This window comes from Chryseobacterium sp. T20 (assembly GCF_047345655.1).
Taxonomy (GTDB): Bacteria; Bacteroidota; Bacteroidia; order Flavobacteriales; family Weeksellaceae; genus Chryseobacterium.
This window is the reverse complement of the sequence record NZ_JBLFDU010000008.1, coordinates 73800-94051: the sequence shown is the minus strand read 5'-3', so window position 1 is coordinate 94051 and position 20252 is coordinate 73800. Positions and strand designations below refer to the sequence as shown.

Sequence of the window (20252 nt, the reverse complement as noted above, 5' to 3'; positions counted from 1 at the left end):
GTAATACTATATACTTTTATGATGTATTTATCTTGATTTATAATGAGTTAATGATTGGGTTGTATGATTTTTAAAAATGTTGAAAAAAGTACCTGCAGGCATCACGAATAACCTACAGGTACACGGTACTAATTATTAACTATTTCTTGATTAATTTCGTGTTATAAGTAGTCTTGTCATCCTTTATAGTGATCACATACATTCCTTTAATCAATGAAGCAACATTGATTCTCTGGCCATCCAATTTCCCTTCCTGAACAAGTCTTCCGTCTGCACTGTAGATTTTGTAGTCAGCTTTTCCTTTAAGGTTTTTTACTTCTACAAATGTATCCGCAGGATTAGGATAGATTTCAAGATCAGAAGATGACTGAACGGATTCTTTAACACCAAGTGCTGCATTGATTTTTACAGAAAAATCCCATACAGAGCCATGAGAGATAATATCACCATTGGCATTTACGAAAGGACTTGCACATGCATCAGCTGAAGCATTGAAAAACCCACTTGCGACTCTCATTCTTAATGTTTTATCTCCGTTGTAAGCATCAGCGGGAACGGCAAAGGCAAAGCTGCCTAAATGTCCCTTATTGGCATTAGGTATTGCCCCGTTAATTCCTATTCTTTCTGAATTTTCAAACACTCCGTTTCTGTTATAATCAATCCATGCCTGTACCCAATCCTGAAAGTTTCCTCCTGCACGATTGGCATAAACAACATAATTCAAATTATACTGTGCTCCCTGGGTAAGCTGGATCAATTTCGCAGGATCTTCTGAATAATCTTTATAAGCATGCTGAACGGTAGTTCCATTACCTGTTAAATTGACATTAGCCAGATTTACCCTTAATATACCACTGAAATACGGCGAATTTGTTGTATTTCCTCCTGTAGTCATCAGACAGTAATCATATCCTGTGCGTAACCCTTTTGTTTTGAAATTAGAAACAGGAGAAAATTCTCCGGCAACATTATTAATCACGGACGCAACACGAACTTCATAAGAGGTTTCATCCTCAAGATTATTCAGGAACACTGAATTAATAGGACTGGCAGCATTGGACCAGTTTGCTGTTCCCGCTTTTCTGTAGTTGATAGAATAAGTTGCTCCCGGTACATGATTCCATGAAACGGTTGCTGAGGTTTTTACTATATCATTTTCAAATACAGCAAGTCCAGTTGGAGGATTGTTCAAAGTAGTAGGAGCTGCTCCAATAGCAACAGTAGGGGACACTGCGTAAAATATATTTCCTACAGCTGAAATTCTCAGCTTAATATTGCCTTGTAGTGTTGCTGGCATCTGTATTTCAAAACTACCGTCATTCGGAGTTGAAGCAATCAGCTCTGTCCATGCAGAACCATTAACAAGATCGGTTGTATATTCAATCTTTACATTGGCAACGTTATAAGGAGCCTGGTTTGTATTGGCAACATCCCATGTAATGGTGTTGGATGCATTATTATAAAGGGTAGAAGAAGTACTTAATCCTTTAAATTTGAAAGGTCCGTCATTTCCAACAGTAACAGTGTTTTCAGCTGAAATGGTTAATGGTCTGTTTGCATTATTATCACGCACAGATACAGCATAGTGTAATACTCTTGGGATATATGAAACCGTTTCCCATGTGTCTTTGTTGGTTAATTTACCGCTCATTACAACAGGCAGACTTGGAAAATATCTTCTTCCGTTAGCCACTGCAGGATAAGAACGGGTAAGAGATCCTTCAGGGTTAAAGCCCCAGCCACTGTCCCCTGAGATTGAACTGGTAGAACCTACGCTGTCGTATTGTTCCCAGTTATAGGTTATCTGATCTCCATTAGCATCTACTGCGTTGGCGTCCAGGTAATACGCTGTACCTTTAGGGATATGATAAGATATAAGCGGAGTGATGGCAGGAGCGTTATTGGCAATGTTTTCTGCTCCACCGCACCCCACTTTACCTTCAAGATTTGTAAGGATTTGATTGATTGATGAATAATGGAAGTAAGCATCACTGTTCATCTGTACATTATTGGCTGTGATCCCAGCATAGCCCATAATGGTTGTGCCTCCTCCGGGTTCTACATTGACATCTGAACCTTCTGTAACCGTAGAAAATGTATGGTTACCTCCAAGCTGATGTCCCATCTCATGGGCTACATAATCTATATCGAATGTATCTCCCGCAGGATTCTGATTTTGGGTGTATGCAGAACCTTTACCTAATGGCTCTGCTACAGTAGGATCAGTACATATGCAGCCTATACAGCCTGCATTTCCATCTCCTCCTGCCGCATTAAAGACGTGTCCGATATCATAATTAGCATTACCAACCTGAGCAGTTAAGGTTTGTTGCAACTGGCCATTTAAATCATCGGTATAAGGATCATTAGCAGGGTCAGCATAGATGATGTTGGGATTGTTTTGTATATTCAAATGGATAGCGAATTCCTTTTCAAAAACACCATTTACCCGAGTCATAGTAGCATTCATCTGGGCAAGAGCTCCGGCAGCCCCTCCAAAAAGCGTGGTATATTCACCTGTTGCGGACAAGGCAAGTCTATAGGTTCTGTACATAGATGCAGCAGGTCTTCCGGTAATATTGACTCCGGCAAGTTTGTTTTTTCCAAACCTTTTTAAAGATTTAATATCCAGTTCCTTTTTTCCTTCCAGGCCGCAACTAAAGCCATGTTCAGAATCTGTTCTTTCAGTTTTATAGAATACTCCATAGGTTTTTTTATCCGTGGTAATGGGTTCTATAAACTGGAAAATACCATCTTTGATTATCATTGACTGTATTTCTGAAGGTGATGTACTGAACCTTACATATTTGGATGGATCATCAATTCCAACTCCTACATAAGATCCCAATCCATATTTTTCAGCCAAAGCTTTTTCCATGACAGGATTGCTGTATACTGCAAACTTTTCAATAGTTCCCTCCGCAGTTGGCAGCTGGATTGTAACAGCTTTTGCATTAGCTCCGGTTTCTTCAGCATTTTTTAATAACTGTATCAAAGCGTTAATATCAGTTTTGTAAGCAAACTTGATTTTAACCTCTCTTCTGATATCAGATGTTTTCTGTGAAGATGGTTCCCATCTTTGAGCATTGGAAAGACAGAAGCCTGATATCAAAAATAATGATAATAGAGTTTTTCTCATTTTAAAAATTAGGTATTTAATAGTGGTATTCGAAAAATGAATATAAAATTCGAGTATTCAAAAGTAATTGCTAATTTTGTAATTCAAACGATGTTTGTTTGCGGTTTTGTTGAGTGTAGTATGTAATACGTATGTATTTTTGGCAATGCTGGCTTGGTGTAGTATTAATATGATATTTAAATTCTAGTAGGATTATGGTAAAAGGACTCACTGTTTTACTCTTTTTGATTTCTTCCTTTTTATATTCACAACATACAGAGGAAGAACTAAAGAATATCCTTTTTGATATAGATTATTCTAAGGCCGGACCTAAAGAAATAGAAAAAATCGACAGTCTTATTCAGATATGTAAAAAAAGTTCCTATAATACTTGTACTGCGTTAGGTTATCTTAAGATTGCCAATATCTACGATAAACTTAATGATACAAAAAAGTCTTTCTATTATATCAATAAAGTAGAGAAAGAAAATCTTATCAATTCTAGCACTGACTTTGAAGTCATATTTTATCTCCATTTACAGAAGTCGTTTTTATACCAGAAACTGGGAGAGAGAGTGGCTTCTTTTAAGCAGCTGGATGAAATTTATGATGATGCGATGAAAACGGATAACGCTTATTTTATTTATTTGATTAACAGACAGTATGCCAGTAAATATGATGAGTTGAAAAAAAAGGATCTCGTATTGAAGTATAGCAAAATAGCGTATAAATATTCAAAGATTTACAGAGAGAATAAAGGCAACCTTTATAGAATAGATAAAAACAGATTGAGTAACAGCTATAAGACATCAGCTTATCTTGGGGGCATCTATACAGATCTTAATCAATTGGATTCAGCTAAAATCTATATCGATGAAGCGATTCGGAATGAAAAAACAATAGATGATATTGGAATAAAATATATTACTTCGTTTTATGCAGGAAGATATTTTAAAGCTGTAAAAAATGTCTCGCAGGCTCAGCATTATTTATGGATTTCCAAAAACATTGCTAAAAATTACTATAAAAGCGAAAATTATCAAATCGCTGTTGCTGATGAGCTTAAAGCTCTGTACGAGAGTCTGGGACAAAAGGACAGTATTGGTTACTATTCCAACTGGCTGCTGGATATAGAGTCTTCCAGCAGCGAGCAATATCAGACTTTGAATGATGTTGTTGATAAACAAAATGAACTGGAAACCAGCAAAAGAAAAAAAGAAACAAAAAGTCTCTTTTTGATACTATCAGTCAGTGTTGCAGTATGTATTCTTTTCATTTTTCTTTTCCTGTATTACTACAGAAAGCACAAAAGTAAAAGTCTGGATAAGATGGATGTACCTCATCAGTCACCTGTTCAGGAGAGTATCTTTAAGGAAGTCATACAGCTCGCCAAAGAAAATAATCCTGAATTTTTAACACGTTTCAATGAGTATTCTCCTCATTTTTCAGAGGAACTCCTTAAAGTTTCTCCTTTAAAAATGTCAGAGATCAGATTCTGTGCCTACATTTACCTGAATTTTTCCACCAAAGAGATTGCAGATTATACATTTACCTCAGTACGAACTGTACAGACCAGAAAATATAATTTAAGAAAAAAGCTGAATATTCCTGCTGATACGGATATCTATGTGTGGTTTTCTAAATTATTGAAATAAACCTTTACATATCAATAAAAAAACAGAAGCTATCTCATTGATGAAATAGCCTCTGTGCAAGTATAATGTGTTTTGAACGGTTTTCGTTTAAAAATGCCTGCAGAAAATAACACAAACCTGCAGGCTGAAGATATCCTAAATATTAAAAACTATTTTCTGATTCTGAAAAAAGTGCTATTTCTTAATTGTTTTAATCGTTTTTGTAGTTCCGTCTGTCATTTTTAAAGTAACAAGATATAATCCCGTTTTTAAATCATTCAGATTCAACTGAGATGAAGGTTTTTCAATTGTTTTAACCAGCTTTCCTAATGCATCAATAACGGTAACTGATTTGACTTTTGAGATGTCTGAAATATTCAGAACATCGCTGAAAGGATTAGGAAATACCGTGATATTATTTTTGTTATTCAGTAGTTCGTGAGTAGACAATGCTGTATTATCATAGGCCGAAATCTGGAATTCTCCATTCTCTGTATTTGAAGTATACTTCCAAACGCTTACATAGAGTGTAGTTCCCGGAGTTTGACCCGTTAATGAAACTAATGGAAAAGAGCTTGGGCTGCTGTCAAGGTCACAAGCAATTTCTGTTAAAGTACCACAAATACCACTGTAAACTGAAATCAACGGAGCCGCGAATAAAGAACCTGTAGCTTCCTGGGCCTCCAGCGTTATGTTTCCACTGGCAGGAACTACTACTTTAAACCAAACATTTTCAACGGCATCCTGACTGCAAGAAGGAGCATTGCCATCAGTTGTGGAATTCAGATTAGTAGATGTTATTGCTCCTGAAGTAAAATCTGCTCCTACTGTCAGAGATGTTGCCTCTGTACAGTTATTATTGGCAGGGGGAGTTGCTTCATAAGCAGAAATCTGGAATTGTCCATTATCAGTATTTGGACTAGGCTTCCAAACACTTACATACAAAGTAGCACCCGGAGTTTGTCCGGTTAAGGTAATTCTTGAAAAAGAATCTTCCCCACTATCATCATCACATGCCGTTTCTGTTAAAGATCCACAAGTTCCATTATAAATAGAAAGTACAGAATCATTAAAAGAAGAGTTTGAAGCTGATTTGGTTTCCAGGGTTACGTTTCCACTTGCAGGAATTACTACTTTAAACCAAACATTATCCACAGCATCTTGACTGCAAGAAGGAGCATTGCCATCCATAGTAGCACCTAAATTAGAAGATGTTATCGCCCCTGAAGCAAAGTCTGTTCCTACTGTCAGAGACGTTGCTTCCGTACAGTTATTATTGGTAATAGGAGTTGCCTCATAAGCCGAGATCTGAAATTCTCCATTTTCTGTGCTTGAACTACGTTTCCAAACACTTACATATAAGGTTGCTCCTGGAGTCTGCCCCGTTAAGTAGAATCTTGAAAAAGAACCATCTCCACTGTCATCGTCACAAGCAATTTCCGTTAAAGATCCACAAGATCCGCTATAAACGGAAAGCACAGAATCATCAAACGGAGAGTTTGAAGCTGATTGGGTTTCCAGCGTTAAATTTCCACTCGCAGGAACCACTACTTTAAACCATACATCTTCCACTGAATCCTGATTGCAGGAAGGAATTGTACCATCTGTGGTAGCACCTAAGTTAGAAGATGTTATTGCTCCTGAAGCAAAGTCTGTTCCTACTGTCAGGGATGTTGCTCCTGAACAATTATTGTGTGCGGGAGGAAGAACTTCATAGGCAGAAACCTGAAATTCTCCATTCTCTGTACTTGAACTGTACTTCCAAACACTTACATATAAGGTTGCTCCGGGAGTCTGCGCGGTTAATTTAACCATTGAAAAAGAACCGTCTCCATTATCATCATCACAAGCAATTTCTGCTAAAGAATTACAATCTCCACTATAAACAGTAAGTACAGAATCATCAAACGGAGAGTTTGAAGCTGACTGGGTTTCCAGAGTTACGTTACCACTAGCAGGAACCACTACTTTAAACCAGACATTTTCTACGGCATCAGGATTACATCCGGGAGTGGTGCTGTCTGTTGTTGCACCCGTATTATTGGAAGTGATTGCCCCTGAAGCAAAATTAGTCCCGACAGTTATTTGAGTAGCACCGGAACAGTTGTCATTCTGTGCTTTTACAAATATTGCGGTAAACAGAAACAAATAAGGTAATACATTTTTCATAGTTAACTTTAATAAAATTTAAGTAGATATATTGAATTAAGCTGTTGTAATATTTGTCTTTGTTGTGTGGTTGATTTTCTATTAGACTGTTAAAAGATGAAATAATTTTCGGCCAAATGTAATTGTTAATTGTGTAATGTAAATTGCTTTTAATTGTTGTGTTTGTATATTGTGTATGTAATACGTAGGTGTCTTGTCTTTTATTGGTCTGTTATAGTATTAATATTGCATTAAATAGTATGTGGTAATTATGTTAAAAAAACTAAGCTTTGTGCTTTTTTTAATTTCTTCTCTTTTTTATGCACAACAAACTGAAGAAGAACTCAAGAATATTCTCTATGATATTGAATTTTGTACCTCCGGTTCAAAAGAAATAGTGAAAATTGAAAATATTATTACCATCTGCCGAATGAATTCCTACCAGGATTGTATTGCATTAGGATATCTTAAAATTGCCAATATTTATAATAAAAATGGTGATGTTAAAAAAGCATTTTATTATATCGATAAAGTAGAAAAAGAGAATTTAATCAATGAAAAAACAGATTTTGAAATTGTTTTATACTTTAATCTGATAAAATCTATGCTTTATTATGGGGTGGGAGAAAGGGTCAAAGCCTTACAGCAAATGGATGAGATTTATGAAAAAACCATGAAGCAGAAAAATGCTTACTATACCTATCTGATTAATTGGCAGTATGCAGGTTTTTATAATGAAATGGGTGAGACCGAAAAAGCATTAAAGAAGATTAAAATTGCCTATCAATATTCCAAAATATACAGAGAAAATAAAAATAATCAATACAAAATGCATAAAACCCAATTAGCCTGGAGTTATAAAACAACAGCTTATTTGGCGGCAGTGTATGTGGATCTAGGCAAGCTTGATTCTGCAAAAATCTATGTGCAGGAATCATTGGCAGATTTAAAAAAAACAAATGATAAAGGTGTTGTGTACTTTACGTTCTTTAATGCTGCAAAATATTACAGAACAATAAAAGACTTTAAAAATGTACAGCATTACCTATGGATCTGTAAAAAAATTGCCAACAATAACTTTAAGAATGAGGCTCATCGAAAACCTGTAGCTAATGAGCTGAAAAGCCTGTATGAAGAAATGAAAGAAAAAGATAGTGCAGCTTTCTATGTGAATGAACTTTTGAATATTCAAGCTGTCAAGGAAAAGCAAAGCCATGATTTAAATGATATTATTGATAAAAAAGAAGATATTGAAGATAAAAAAGAGAAGAAATTCACAGAAAGACTGGTATGGATATTATTGGGAAGCATTGTAATAGGTGTTTTGTTTATATTCCTTTTTGGGAATTATTATAGAAAATATAAAAGTAGAAATCCCGATACCATTGATATGCCTTATCTGCCACCGGTACAGGAGTGTATTTTTAATGAGGTTATACAGCTTGCTAAAGAAAATAATGCTGAATTCTTAACCCGTTTCAATGAATATTCTCCCCGTTTTACTGAAGAACTTCTGAAAGTTTCGTCTTTAAAAATTTCAGAAATAAGATTCTGTGCCTACATTTATCTTAATTTCTCTACTAAAGAAATTGCTGAATATACTCATACTTCAATAAGAACTGTGCAGACCAAGAAATACAATCTGAGAAAAAAACTGAGTGTTCCCGGTGATATGGATATTTATGTCTGGTTTTCAAAACTATTGAAATAAAGCTGACGAATATTGTGAAAAACAAAAGAGACTATTTCGAAATGAAATAGCCTCTGCTTTTAAATTAACTTCCGATTGATATCAGTAATTAATTTCTTATGGTTGAAATATGGATGTTTTTCTGTCCGTTGGAATCTATAAGCTCAATGTTGCTGATCATATCATTGTAGACCAGGGTTGTGGTATCATTGAACGGATAACCTTCAATAAACACAGTTCTGTCCTTGGGAAGATTATTCTGTTCATTCAGCATTTCCAGAGATAAACTATCAGGAAAACCTGCATTTTTTTTAAACTTGATTTCTGTTAAACCGTTGTCAGCCAGATAATCAAACTTCTTTAAATGAGAAGGTAAGTGGGCTTTCGTTTTAAAAACGGTTGCTTTTTCAATGCTGTCCTTATAAAGATCAAACATGCTGACAGTTCCGATGGCATTATTGTACACTGCAAACTTTACATTACTGTTTTTTTGAGCAAAAAGCATTGCAGAAAAAAATACAAGGAAAATATATAATAGCTTTTTCATACTTAAAATAGAGGTTTAAAAGTTTGATTAATTTCTGTTTTTTACCATAATCCAACCTGTGTATTTTATGGGCGTCTGTTTTCTGTTGGTCTCATTCCATCCCATATCAAACCAGTAGTTTCCGGTAGATACTTTCTTACCGCCAATGCTGCCATCCCATTGATAGCTGTTTAATTTGCTTCCTTCGTGGATCTTGCTTCCGTATCGGTCGTAAATACTGAAGGTGAAATTAGGTTTCCCTGCTAAAGCAGAATAGTCCAGTACATCATTTATTCCATCACCATTAGGCGTAATGATATTAATAAGATTAGGAACTGTGATTTCTACCTCTACAGGAGTACAGTTATAAGCGTCTTTTAGATAAAAAGTATTGTTTCCGCGCGGAACATTGGTAAATATATTTTCATTCTGCCAGTTGATATTATCCATTGAATACTGATAAGGTGTTGTTCCTCCAATGGCAGTCAGGGTAACCGTATTATTGCTGATGTTAATATCTGAAATTACAGGATTTTCTGATGGATAAACCTTTACGGTTTGTCTGGTAGTACATTCTCTCGTTTTCAGATCTACCCAATAAGTTCCTACACCGACATTGCTGATGGATGGTGTTGTTGCTCCTGTACTCCATAGATAAGAAGTATATCCAGGGCCGGCATCCAGTGTGGTGGTATTTTCCATACAGATAATTTTATCCTTTAGTACCTCTGAGTAGGTAGGAGGGATAACGGTAAGTGTTACTTCTGCAATTCTGTAACATCCGTTGGCATTGCTTACTTTAATATAAACCACTCCGTCTGGTGCGGTATAATTGGCCGGAGTCAGAATTTCATTGGTTCCGCTATGGGCATCAGCAGGAGAAGGATAATATTGTTTAATCGTTCCCGGCTGTACATTCACTCCCGCAGAGGTTAAGTTGAATACACCCAGTACAGGATTAGAAGGTTCAAAACATGACCTTAAGGCAGCATCTTTAACAATTGGGCTTTCAGAAACCGTTAGCGTTAAGGTTACCTGTTCACAATCTGTAAAGTCAGGATTGTTTCCACAAAACTTATAGACGATCGTGTCTGTACCCATATAGCCGAAATTAGGAACATAAGTAATTACTCCCGCCGGATCAATGGTTGCTGTACCGTTTGCCGGAGGTGTAAGAATAGTTACTGTACTCGGAACATAACTTTGAGTTGAATTGCTAAACTGAGGGACTATAGCCTGATAGCCTTCGCAGACAGTCATTGCTTTGGTAGACTCTTCAAGACATGTAAACACTTTATAAACCGGGGTGATGGCCGGAGTACATGATCCTACTGCTATTTTTACGGTATAATTTCCGGAAACCAATGGGGTGTACGTATTGGCATTGGCTCCTGTAATAGGATTGCCATTCAAATACCACTGATAGCTATCATAGCTGTCATCCACTTCCAAAACAATACCAGGAATACATTCTCCTGTCTGTTTTGCAATTAATGGAATAGAAGAGAAACCTGCAAAATATCCTCCATATCCGGACGTACTGTATCCTCCATTAATCCCTGCAGTTACAGCTTTATCCGAAATAACCGTTACATTTCCGGTGATAGAAGGGATGGCATATGTCACCCAGCTGTTATTACCTGTTAAGGGAAAAGGTCCTTCTGAAGCGAGGGGCTGAGCTCCGTTTACGGTTACATTGGCTCCGGCTTCAGTTAAAATATTGAGTTTTACTACAGTTCCGTTCGGGACAGTGCTTGTGGTACCTGTTCCGGTTGGCATTTCATTGATCTTTCCGATTTCATCAATTTTTCTGGGTAAAAAACAGTTTAATGGCGGAATATAGTTGTAACCACACGTAGCACTGCTGTTATTTACTGAAACCAATTGATACAGATAAACATTTTTTGAAGTTGTTATAAACATATTAAAATGTCCGGAATTTCCCTGCTGAACATAATTGTTTCCTGTGATCCTGTAAAAATCACCACTGTTGATCGTTGCAATAGGCGTAGTAGAACCATTGATGAATATTTGAGTATTGTCTTCCGTTCCAATAATGATACCTCCTTCCAGATCATCAGAGGAAGATCTGGTTCTTACCATGGCAAAAGTACTTCCAAGTCTTTCTGTAGGTACAGATTGATCAAGGATAGCATCAGATCCGGAACTTGTATTATTTCCAAAATTTCCATTGACATTTCCGTTGGTAAGTGTAATGGGTTTGTCAGAAATAATTTTAGCACCAATAAAAGCAGACTGGTTTTGACCTCCCGTTCCAGGACCTCCTGCAAAAATAAAAGACTGTCCTTTATTAAGAGTAATAGTCTGTGTATTAGTGGCTGGTGCTGCTCCAAAAAATGTCACGTTTCCACTCCATGTAGCAGTTACTACGGTATTGTTTTCAGTAGCCAGTATTCCTGCTGTGAAATTATATCCGCTAAGTGATGAGGTTGTAGGAGTTCCGGCCACGTAAAACTCTTTGCCAATTCCGGCTTTCCCTTTACTGGTTATAATTTCGGCGTGTGTGGTGTTGCTTACTATTCTTAATGAACAGTAGAACGGCTTTGTCCCTTGTACATGTAACCCTTTAGTGATAACACTATAAGCGTCTGATGTAACATTGGCGGCGATAGCAGAAATGGGTACAACAAAGGTTTGCGGGGCATTTTTGCTGATTGTGACAGTGCCAATCGGAGTATTGTTATTGTTAATGGTAACAACAAAAGGAGTGGCAGAGTCCGTAGAAAGATATAATGCCTGTGTATAACTTGTGGAGGCATAATAAGGTGCAAACCAATGGTCTGTATCCCTTTGAGCCGAAATAGGAATGCCCATTAGGATAAATAATAAACTGAATATAATGTTTTTCATGAATTACAGAATTTTGATTCTAAAAATTGAAATTTCATTGACAAAAGAGATTAAGATTCTTTAATAAACTTCTTCTGAACGGTTATTCCTCCATCTTCTATCTCAATCATATACATTCCATGGATAAGATTGCTCACATCAATAGCATTGTTCAGGATGATTCCACTTGATATCAATCTTCCGGCAGCACTGTAAATTTTATATTGAGCTTTGAAGCTTATATTTTTTACGTACAATACTGAGCTTACCGGGTTGGGATAAATGTGGATATCTGCTTGATTAAGAGAATTGGGTACAGGTTGTTTAGATATTCTGACCGTATAATCTTCCACCTCGCCGTCTTTGAAATTCGTACAGTTTACAGGAATGCCATCCTTCTGTAAAGCGACTCTCATGACTACATATTTATAATCTGTCATGCTTATGAAGGCATTGTCAGGAACAGAGAAAGTAGTACTTGCTGTTGGGTTTCCATTAGGCCCGTCTGCCAGAATTCTTTCATTGATGTCAAATTCCCCGTTTCTGTTGAAATCAATCCAGACTGCAACGCCAGCGTTAGTTCCTGAACTTAAAGTTTTATCAATGGTAATCTGATTACCTTTTGATCCTTGAATTAAATCAATAAACTTTAAAGGATTTCCTGTGAAATTTGAATAAGTAGAGGCAAGAGATTCATTAATCATTTCTTTATTACCATTAGGTTTCACAGTCACCTTTGAAATAAATTCTGTTGTAGAATTAGCTGCTGACATCGGGCAGTAGATGACCGTAGGAGTTGTGAAATAATACAGTTTTGTAAAATTTCCCGGTACTCCGTTACAGATATTGGCTACCTGCATTTCGTATTTAGTGAGTTCCAGCAAACCAGTGATGGTGTAAGTATTTGTAGAAACCACAACCTCTGTCCAGCTCGGAATACCTACTTTTCTATACTTCAGTATATAAGTAGCTCCAGGAAAAGGATCCCATACAACTTCTGCCGTTGTTGGCATAATCTGAGTAATCATAAGCCCCGGAGGAGGAATTTCACATATTCTTTCTGTGGTAAATACTTTTGGATTAGACCACGGATTGGCTGCTGTTTCTCCATTACAGATATTGGCAACCTGTACTTCATATGTTTTGAATGAGTCAAGATTTTGAATCGTGTATGAATTTGCCGGTGGCTGAGGGATCGTTGGTGTATTCCATGGGCCAGTGCCTACTTCCCGCCATCTTAAAATATAAGAGGCGCTCGGAACAACCGGATTCCAGGTGATCACAGCTGAGTTTGACGTTACATTACTTATCGTTACAAATGGTGGAGTCGGATCACATCTCGTTGTAAATGTTTTAATAGGCGTGTAAACTCCGATTCCTGTACCGCCACAAACTGCTGCAATTCTTACCTCATAAGTAGTAGCAGGAGTTAAAGCATTGATGGTTACAGGTGGATTTCCTCCTAAAACAGACAGGTTTAAAGGAACCCATGCGGAAACAGGGTTTGTAACAGGTCTGTATTCTAAAATAAAAGCATTATTATTAGTAGCAGTTGTCCAGTTGATATTTACAGAATTATGGGTAATATTTGTAAATACCGGATTTCCGGGTGTTGCATTACTGCATGGTCTTAATCTTACAGCATAATCTTCTACCTCACCATTGGCTGCATCTGCACACATTACAGGAGCACTGGTTCGTTTCATTACCACTCTCATAGTTGTGGTTAAAGGTCCTGTATAAACTCCTGTTGAAGGAACATCAAAAGTTGCTGTTATTGGAGTGGTTGTGCTGGCAGCAGAAGTCATTATTTTTTCAGCATCTGTGAAAACTCCATCTCTGTTCCAATCGATCCACGCATTTACAGCATCGGCATATTGAGTTCCTGCCCATTCTTTAGAAACCGACAGTTGATTTCCCTGAGAACCGATTTCAAGATTAATAAGTGTAGCAGCAGATATGTAACTGATGTAATTCGTTTGAACAGAAGTGTTATCCATTACCGGGAAGTTGACAGGGGTAACTTTCACATTGGAAATATAATCGTTAATTCCTGTTCCCGTCATATTGCAATATGTTAACGGTGGAGTTGTAAAACTTACGCTTGGAGAAAAAGCTCCCTGGTTTCCATTACAGATGGTTGCAATTTGCACCTGATATCCGGTCTGCTCGGTAAGTCCTGTTATGGTATAAAAGCTTTGTCCTGCTGGAAGAGTCTGTCCCGTTGCAGATGGAAGCCATGCTCCTGTACTTCCTTGTCTCCATCTGATAACATAAGTAGCATTAGCAGTAGGAATCCATGATACATAGGCAGAATTATGAGTAAGGTTATTCACTGCAATAGGAGTAGGAGCAGCAGTCGTACAAGGCTGTAGATCTATGAATTTTACATAATAATCTTCCACTTCTCCATTGCTGGTTAAAGGTCCGCAGGCATTGGCTGGAGTGAGAGAATATACAATGACACGCATTTTTACTTTACTTGTTCCCAGATAAGCATTGGCAGGGACGTCAAAAGTAGCAGTAACAGGAGTGGTACTTGAATAGCTAAGATTCATAATTCTTTCTCCGCCAGGACTTGTTGCCGGATTATTATCAAAAATACCATCACCGTTAAAATCTATCCATGCATTGGTAGAATAAGTTCCTGATATAATTGATCTTCCTACAGACAATGTATTGTTAACTGAATTTCTCAGGAGTGTAATGGTCTTTGTAGGATCTGTAGAATAATCCGTATACGTTGTTGGTCCTGAGTTATTACTGGTTAAAGGTACATTTGTACCAATCATGGTGATATTGTTGATATAGCCGTTTGTAACTGTTGCTGTTGCAGCATTACAGTAAGTGAGTGCAGGTGTTGTAAAACTGACAGGGGTAGAAAATGTCCCTTGCGTTCCACAAATGGTTGCGATCTCTACCTCGTATTGAGTCTGCTCAGTTAAAGAGGTAAGCGTTACACTATTAGTAAAAGGAGTTGTTACATTGATCGTTTGCCATGTAAGAGAAGGAGGTATTCTGTATCTTACAACATACGTGGCATTGGCTGTTGCAGTCCAGGTAACATTGGCTGAGGTAGCTGTAATATTATTTACTGCAATATTGGCTGGAGGAGTGTTGGTACAACTTGGTAACGTTGTCCCTGTCAATTGTAATCTCGGTAATACAGCATATCTGCTTGTTGCAGTAGGAAGATTTGCCGGATCCGGATTGGTCGTTGAATTGTAATAAATCATCCCACGGTTATTTCCTGCAGAATAACTTCCCCAGTTGGCGGTACATGATGTTCCTGTTGAATTTTCATCAACACCGATCACGACATTGCTGACGCCATCCCATAAGAAAGGTGTGCTTAGAGGAATTTCAACCCACGTACCTGCTACCATTGCCGGTAAAGTTCCAGAATATACCTGTGTTAAAGATGGGGTAGGGATCCAGCTTGAAGTGGTTGCAAAATCTGTTTGTGAGGTGTTTCCCATATACACTACCCATTGATTATAATTAGCCTGGGTAGCTGCAGTTGTGGAAACAAAAAACCTGATGGCTGTTATATAGTTATTTGTTCCTACAGCGGCTCCGATCTCTGAAGCCATATAAATTTGCTGGGAATAATTAAATCCAGAACAGGAATATACAGGTAAAAAAGCATGAGTAGCGGTGCCTCCTCCAATTTGCCCTGGAGTAAAAGGAGCCCCTGCAACCCATGGTGATTTATCCGTTGCAGAGCAGACAGATCTTATCCACCAATAATAGGTAGCACCCGAAGTAAGTGAGCTGATATTAGCACTTGTTCCGGGATTGGGTGTGCCTGATGTTGCAGCTGCAGGAGGAGTACTGTTTGTACTGTAATAATATTCATAGCCATTGGCTGGAGCTGGTGCCGGTGCAAGAGGAGCAGTCCAGTTCAGTGTTGCAGAAGTAGGTGCAATATTAGATGCAGGCAAAGTAACAGGTTCAAAACAGGTAGGAGCTTGTATTACCTGAACTTCATCTAATAATACATCATCATAAAAATCACCATTTCCTGCTACATCTTTATCAACGGTAAATTTTAACTGGATGGTTGTTCCTGCATAGCTGGCTGCCAGAGGAATACCAACTGTTCTCCATTCAGGAGAATTGGTGTCGCTAGACCAGACTTGTACCCATCCGGAACCGTTATTTACTGCAAGTTTTAGCTGATTGTTGTCAGCAGCAGGCACTGTACCGTTGAGTCCGGTTAAATGATCTTTAAACCATTCAAATTTGATGTAAGGATTGGTTAACCCTGCTAAGTTGATCTGAGGGCTTATCAGTTCAACGGTGTGTTCACCCGCATAAGGGGAAGATGCGTCAACCCATGCAAAAGTTCCGGCAGGCTTTCCTCCGTTTCCGGTGGCTCCATATCCGGCTGATCCGGAAAATTTCCACTTAACATTAGCGTTTGTAGAGGTGGAAGAAGGGTTTTGGCTGATCCAGCATGTTGGAAGTGCTCCGCTACTGAATGACTGTAAAAATGGCGCAGGAACGGGTGCGCAGGTTTGTCCCCGGGCATGCGCAAAAATCATTAAAAATAAGATAATGGGTAGAATTTTTCTCATATAGTTTCATTTTAAGTTAGAGTCTTATTCAATTTACTTAAGTGCTCTTTTGAAAAGTACACATGCTTTTTTATGGGATTCGTTTCAGAAACTCATAGAAAAACTCTGTTTTCAATTCACAGAGACGATAAGTGGGTTAAAGCATATCACTGTACTTCCACATCACCTCTTTAACAAAAGTGATCAATGGATAAACAGGAAAAATAGTAGAATACTAAGTAAGTGGGAATAATTTCAGTTGCAGATGAGTGATGGTTTAATTTATTTTATAAAAAAAAGCTCACTTTACTGCGTATAAGTTGTTGTAGTTTTTAATTTTTTTTGGAATCTTTCATTTTTAGATGGTTCTCTTTGATTAGTTTTTATTGTTATGGCTTGGGTAAAATTAATTTATTAAAAATTGAATGTTACTATACTTTCGTATAGTTTTAAATCAAAACTTGATGAATTAATCAGAAACTGATCCTCCAGAAATGCTTTCAAAACAGAAAAAATACAAGTTTCCTTTTAAAAATAATGATTTATATAAATATCTTTCTTTCATTCTTTTGCTTTTTTTCTTTTTTCATCTCCGTACAAAGTGGAAAAATATAATTTTCAAGGTATTAAAAATGTAATAAAATGTTGCTGTGTAGATTTTTTTATTATCAAAATAAATGATTTATAGTTTTTAGTTTAATTATAATTAAGTTTTGATAGATTTTTTATTTAGCTTAATTATGAATATGTTTGCAAAAGTCGCCTAATAAAAAAGTTTTATATCTTAATTATCATGTCAAAAATATGAGTGATAAAAATAATTTATTATATGCCGGAAAGGCATCAGAGAAGTATCTTAATGTACTAAAAGCGGTATCGGAAACCAGTCTGGGCTGTGTTTACATTGCAGATCTTAAAACAAAAAAATTAGAGTTTATTTCTGAGAACCCTCTTCTTTTTTCTGGTTTAAGTGCTGCTGAAGTTGAAAAAATGGGTTATAATTTTTTTCGTAAATACACCAAGAAGGCAGATCTTGACATATTAAAGAAAGTAAGTACCTACGGATTAAAATTTTTTGAATGCCTTTCACCTGAAGAAAAAAAAGTACATACCATTACCTATGATTTTCATCTGAAATATGCCAATAGTGTAGATGTGCTTGTAAATCATAAGATTACACCTATAGAACTCTATGATGATGGAGAAATCTCCAAAATAGTCTGTGTAGTGTCTTATTCTCTCAACCGGTCTGCGGGAAATATCAGGATCGTTTCCAATACCTCAGAAACCTATTGGAAGTATAATCTCTTCACGGGAAAATGGACAGAAGAATCTAAAGTTGCCCTAAAATTAAGGGAAATAGAAATAATACGGCTTTACCTCCAGGGATTAAAAATAGAAGAAATTGCAGAACAATTGTTTGTGTCACCAAGTACTATAAAGTTTCACAGAAGCAAATTGTTTGAGAGAATTGGAGTGAAGAATATCATCGAAGCAATATCCTACGTAATAACGAATAATTTGATTTAAACTTTATTTTTTTAAATGCTTCCAGGCCGAAATGGCTGAGAATCAAAATAGAACGCTCAGTATAACTTACCGTTTTTAACTACAAAACTGGTTGCTTTCTGTGTATTGTTTTCTGAACATTCTCCCTCTGCAGAATGATAGAAGGAGAGTGCCCGGAACAGCTTAATTAAGCTGATAATTTGTAATTACTAGACTCAGGATGAAATGAACATAATTCTGTTCTACCTCTTTTCTGTTAATCAGTTTGTTTTTGTATTCATAAGAGTTCAGGTCTCTGGATAATTTCTGATAGGTTTCAAAATCATCACCCTTTATCTTTACTCTTATATTACCATCTTTTCTGTTGATAATGACATTATCTAAAGTTCTTACTTTAAATAAAACCTCACATAATGTAGGACGAGCCTTCATTGACCCGATATATCTTTCAACTATATTAATCTTGAACGAATCAAATATGATATTATTAAAAACGATTTTAGAATTAGGCTCCTGAGTGTTGAGTTCAAGTTTATAGTTCATTACTTTATAAATTTTGGCAAATATAAGTTTAATTATGCCAAAAAACAGACTGTTTTAATAGATCATTCCCATATTAATGATTGAATTTTATTCTGTAAACACAAAATCATGTGAAAATGTGAATATTAGGGGCTTATAAATGAGGGAAAAACAAAAGTGTTCTCAACTTTTTATTTCCTTTTATTTTTTTCATAATAGGCATTTCCGTAATTTTATTGTCTGTATAACAAAATTCATATTAATACCAATATAATGGAAAGATATAGTTATGGGATGGTTGGCCTTGGAGTAATGGGGCGGAATCTGCTTTATAATATCGCTGACAACGGGTTTTCAATCGCAGGATTTGACCTTGATCAGGAAAAAGTGAAAGAATTAGAAGGCGGAGCTGCTTCAGAAATGAAGGTAAAAGGTACAGGCTCTTTAGAAGATTTCGTATCCGCACTGGAAGTTCCAAGAAAAATTATTCTTATGGTTCCTGCAGGAAAACCTGTAGATGCTGTGCTGGAAAATATTACCCCACTTTTAAGCGAAGGCGATATCGTGATTGATGCAGGAAATTCTTATTTTGAAGATACCAACAGACGTGTTGCTGATCTGGCATCCAAAAAACTGCATTTTATGGGAATGGGAGTGTCAGGAGGTGAAAAAGGTGCCAGAACAGGACCAAGTATAATGCCGGGAGGTGATCTGGAAGCCTTCAAACTTCTGAAACCAATGCTGGAAGCCATTGCTGCAAAAGTAGACAACGAAGCATGTACAGCATACATGGGAAAAGGATCTGCCGGAAACTATGTGAAAATGGTACACAACGGTATTGAATATGCAATTATGCAGCTTATCAGTGAAGCTTATGATCTTCTTAAAAGAGGAGCTGGCTTAAATAATGAGCAGCTCTATCAGGTTTTCAAAGAATGGAATAATGGCGAAATGAACTCTTTCCTTATTGAAATTACCAGAGATATATTCACCCAAAAAGATTCATTAACAGATGGCTATCTTGTAGATCAGATTTTAGATAAAGCAGGAGCGAAAGGAACCGGGAAATGGACTTCCGAGCAGGCTATGGAAATAGGAGTTTCTATTCCTACCATTGATATTGCTGTAACTTCAAGAATTTTATCTGCCTATAAAGCTGAAAGAGTTCAGGCTTCAAAAATCTATGCTGAAAGCGAAATTACAAAGCCGGAAAATACAGAATTGTTCATCAAAGAAGTAGGCGATGCTCTTTTCCTTTCTACCTTAATCAGCTATGCACAAGGTTTATCTTTACTGGTAAAAGCATCTGAAGAATACGGTTTTGAAATTCCATTGAAAGATGTTGTAAAAATCTGGAGAGGAGGTTGTATTATCCGTTCTGTATTGCTGGAAAAATTCTATTCAGCGTATATCCAAAATCCTACTCTTTCTAATATTCTTCTTGATCAGGATATTTCTGAACTGGTAAAATCAAAAATCAAAGCTTTAAGAAAAACAGCAGGATATGCCGTTACCAACGGAATCTCAAGTTTAGGAATCCAGACGGCTTTGGGATATTTTGATGCCTATACTACAGAATCTCTTCCTGTGAATCTGATCCAGGCTCAGCGTGATTATTTCGGAGCTCATACGTATCAGCGTATTGACAGAGAGGGAGTTTTCCATACTTCTTGGCAAAGTGCAAACAATTAAAAAT

At 36.8% G+C, this 20252-nt stretch carries 10 protein-coding genes; 4 read left to right on the top strand and 6 right to left on the bottom strand.

The features are described 5' to 3' along the window. Nucleotides 1–139 precede the first annotated feature (139 nt). Entirely contained in the window at nucleotides 140–3139 is a 3000-nt protein-coding gene (locus ACMA47_RS17420; protein WP_413930805.1) for a reprolysin-like metallopeptidase, read from the bottom strand. Nucleotides 3140–3333: 194 nt separating this feature from the next. Here ACMA47_RS17420 and ACMA47_RS17415 point away from each other — a divergent pair, with 194 nt between their 5' ends. Beyond that, nucleotides 3334–4773, top strand: coding sequence for a helix-turn-helix transcriptional regulator (locus ACMA47_RS17415; protein ID WP_413930804.1), 1440 nt, complete (start codon nucleotides 3334–3336; stop codon nucleotides 4771–4773). Between the two features lie 174 nt (nucleotides 4774–4947). Here ACMA47_RS17415 and ACMA47_RS17410 read toward each other — a convergent pair whose 3' ends face one another. Next, a complete protein-coding gene (locus ACMA47_RS17410) occupies nucleotides 4948–6921 on the bottom strand; it encodes a T9SS type A sorting domain-containing protein (protein WP_413930803.1) in 1974 nt (657 codons plus the stop codon). A 250-nt stretch (nucleotides 6922–7171) separates the two neighbouring features. On the opposite strand from ACMA47_RS17410, the gene ACMA47_RS17405 reads away from it, so the two are divergent. Next, nucleotides 7172–8611: a hypothetical protein gene (locus tag ACMA47_RS17405; RefSeq protein ID WP_413930802.1), complete on the top strand. Its 1440-nt coding sequence runs from the start codon at nucleotides 7172–7174 to the stop codon at nucleotides 8609–8611. An 88-nt stretch (nucleotides 8612–8699) separates the two neighbouring features. On the opposite strand, the gene ACMA47_RS17400 is transcribed toward ACMA47_RS17405, so the two are convergent. The 3 genes from ACMA47_RS17400 to ACMA47_RS17390 are packed head-to-tail and all read right to left on the bottom strand — an operon-like array spanning nucleotide 8700 to nucleotide 16546. Further along, on the bottom strand, nucleotides 8700–9137 hold the full coding sequence (locus tag ACMA47_RS17400) for a hypothetical protein (protein WP_413930801.1): 438 nt from the start codon (nucleotides 9135–9137) through the stop codon (nucleotides 8700–8702). Between the two features lie 27 nt (nucleotides 9138–9164). Further along, the gene (locus tag ACMA47_RS17395) at nucleotides 9165–11987 is read right to left on the bottom strand and encodes a T9SS type B sorting domain-containing protein (protein WP_413930800.1); all 2823 of its coding nucleotides are present in this window, start codon (nucleotides 11985–11987) and stop codon (nucleotides 9165–9167) included. A 50-nt stretch (nucleotides 11988–12037) separates the two neighbouring features. After that, nucleotides 12038–16546, bottom strand: a complete 4509-nt coding sequence (locus ACMA47_RS17390; protein WP_413930799.1) for a fibronectin type III domain-containing protein — start codon at nucleotides 16544–16546, stop codon at nucleotides 12038–12040. A 783-nt stretch (nucleotides 16547–17329) separates the two neighbouring features. Between ACMA47_RS17390 and ACMA47_RS17385 the strand changes: the two genes are divergently transcribed. After that, on the top strand, nucleotides 17330–18055 hold the full coding sequence (locus ACMA47_RS17385; protein ID WP_413930798.1) for a response regulator transcription factor: 726 nt from the start codon (nucleotides 17330–17332) through the stop codon (nucleotides 18053–18055). 162 nt (nucleotides 18056–18217) lie between these two features. Here ACMA47_RS17385 and ACMA47_RS17380 read toward each other — a convergent pair whose 3' ends face one another. Continuing rightward, on the bottom strand, nucleotides 18218–18577 hold the full coding sequence (locus ACMA47_RS17380) for a hypothetical protein (RefSeq protein ID WP_034696561.1): 360 nt from the start codon (nucleotides 18575–18577) through the stop codon (nucleotides 18218–18220). A 252-nt stretch (nucleotides 18578–18829) separates the two neighbouring features. Here ACMA47_RS17380 and gndA point away from each other — a divergent pair, with 252 nt between their 5' ends. Next, the gene (gene gndA / locus ACMA47_RS17375) at nucleotides 18830–20248 is read left to right on the top strand and encodes an NADP-dependent phosphogluconate dehydrogenase (RefSeq protein ID WP_413930797.1); all 1419 of its coding nucleotides are present in this window, start codon (nucleotides 18830–18832) and stop codon (nucleotides 20246–20248) included. Nucleotides 20249–20252: the final 4 nt, after the last annotated feature.

Excerpts from the sequence above, each read along its gene's own strand:
- ACMA47_RS17420 (WP_413930805.1), bottom strand. The coding sequence starts at position 3,139 with ATGAGAAAAACTCTATTATCATTATTTTTGATATCAGGCTTCTGTCTT.
- ACMA47_RS17415 (WP_413930804.1), top strand. The coding sequence starts at position 3,334 with ATGGTAAAAGGACTCACTGTTTTACTCTTTTTGATTTCTTCCTTTTTA.
- ACMA47_RS17410 (WP_413930803.1), bottom strand. The coding sequence starts at position 6,921 with ATGAAAAATGTATTACCTTATTTGTTTCTGTTTACCGCAATATTTGTA.
- ACMA47_RS17405 (WP_413930802.1), top strand. The coding sequence starts at position 7,172 with ATGTTAAAAAAACTAAGCTTTGTGCTTTTTTTAATTTCTTCTCTTTTT.
- ACMA47_RS17400 (WP_413930801.1), bottom strand. The coding sequence starts at position 9,137 with ATGAAAAAGCTATTATATATTTTCCTTGTATTTTTTTCTGCAATGCTT.
- ACMA47_RS17395 (WP_413930800.1), bottom strand. The coding sequence starts at position 11,987 with ATGAAAAACATTATATTCAGTTTATTATTTATCCTAATGGGCATTCCT.
- ACMA47_RS17390 (WP_413930799.1), bottom strand. The coding sequence starts at position 16,546 with ATGAGAAAAATTCTACCCATTATCTTATTTTTAATGATTTTTGCGCAT.
- ACMA47_RS17385 (WP_413930798.1), top strand. The coding sequence starts at position 17,330 with ATGAGTGATAAAAATAATTTATTATATGCCGGAAAGGCATCAGAGAAG.
- ACMA47_RS17380 (WP_034696561.1), bottom strand. The coding sequence starts at position 18,577 with ATGAACTATAAACTTGAACTCAACACTCAGGAGCCTAATTCTAAAATC.
- gndA (WP_413930797.1), top strand. The coding sequence starts at position 18,830 with ATGGAAAGATATAGTTATGGGATGGTTGGCCTTGGAGTAATGGGGCGG.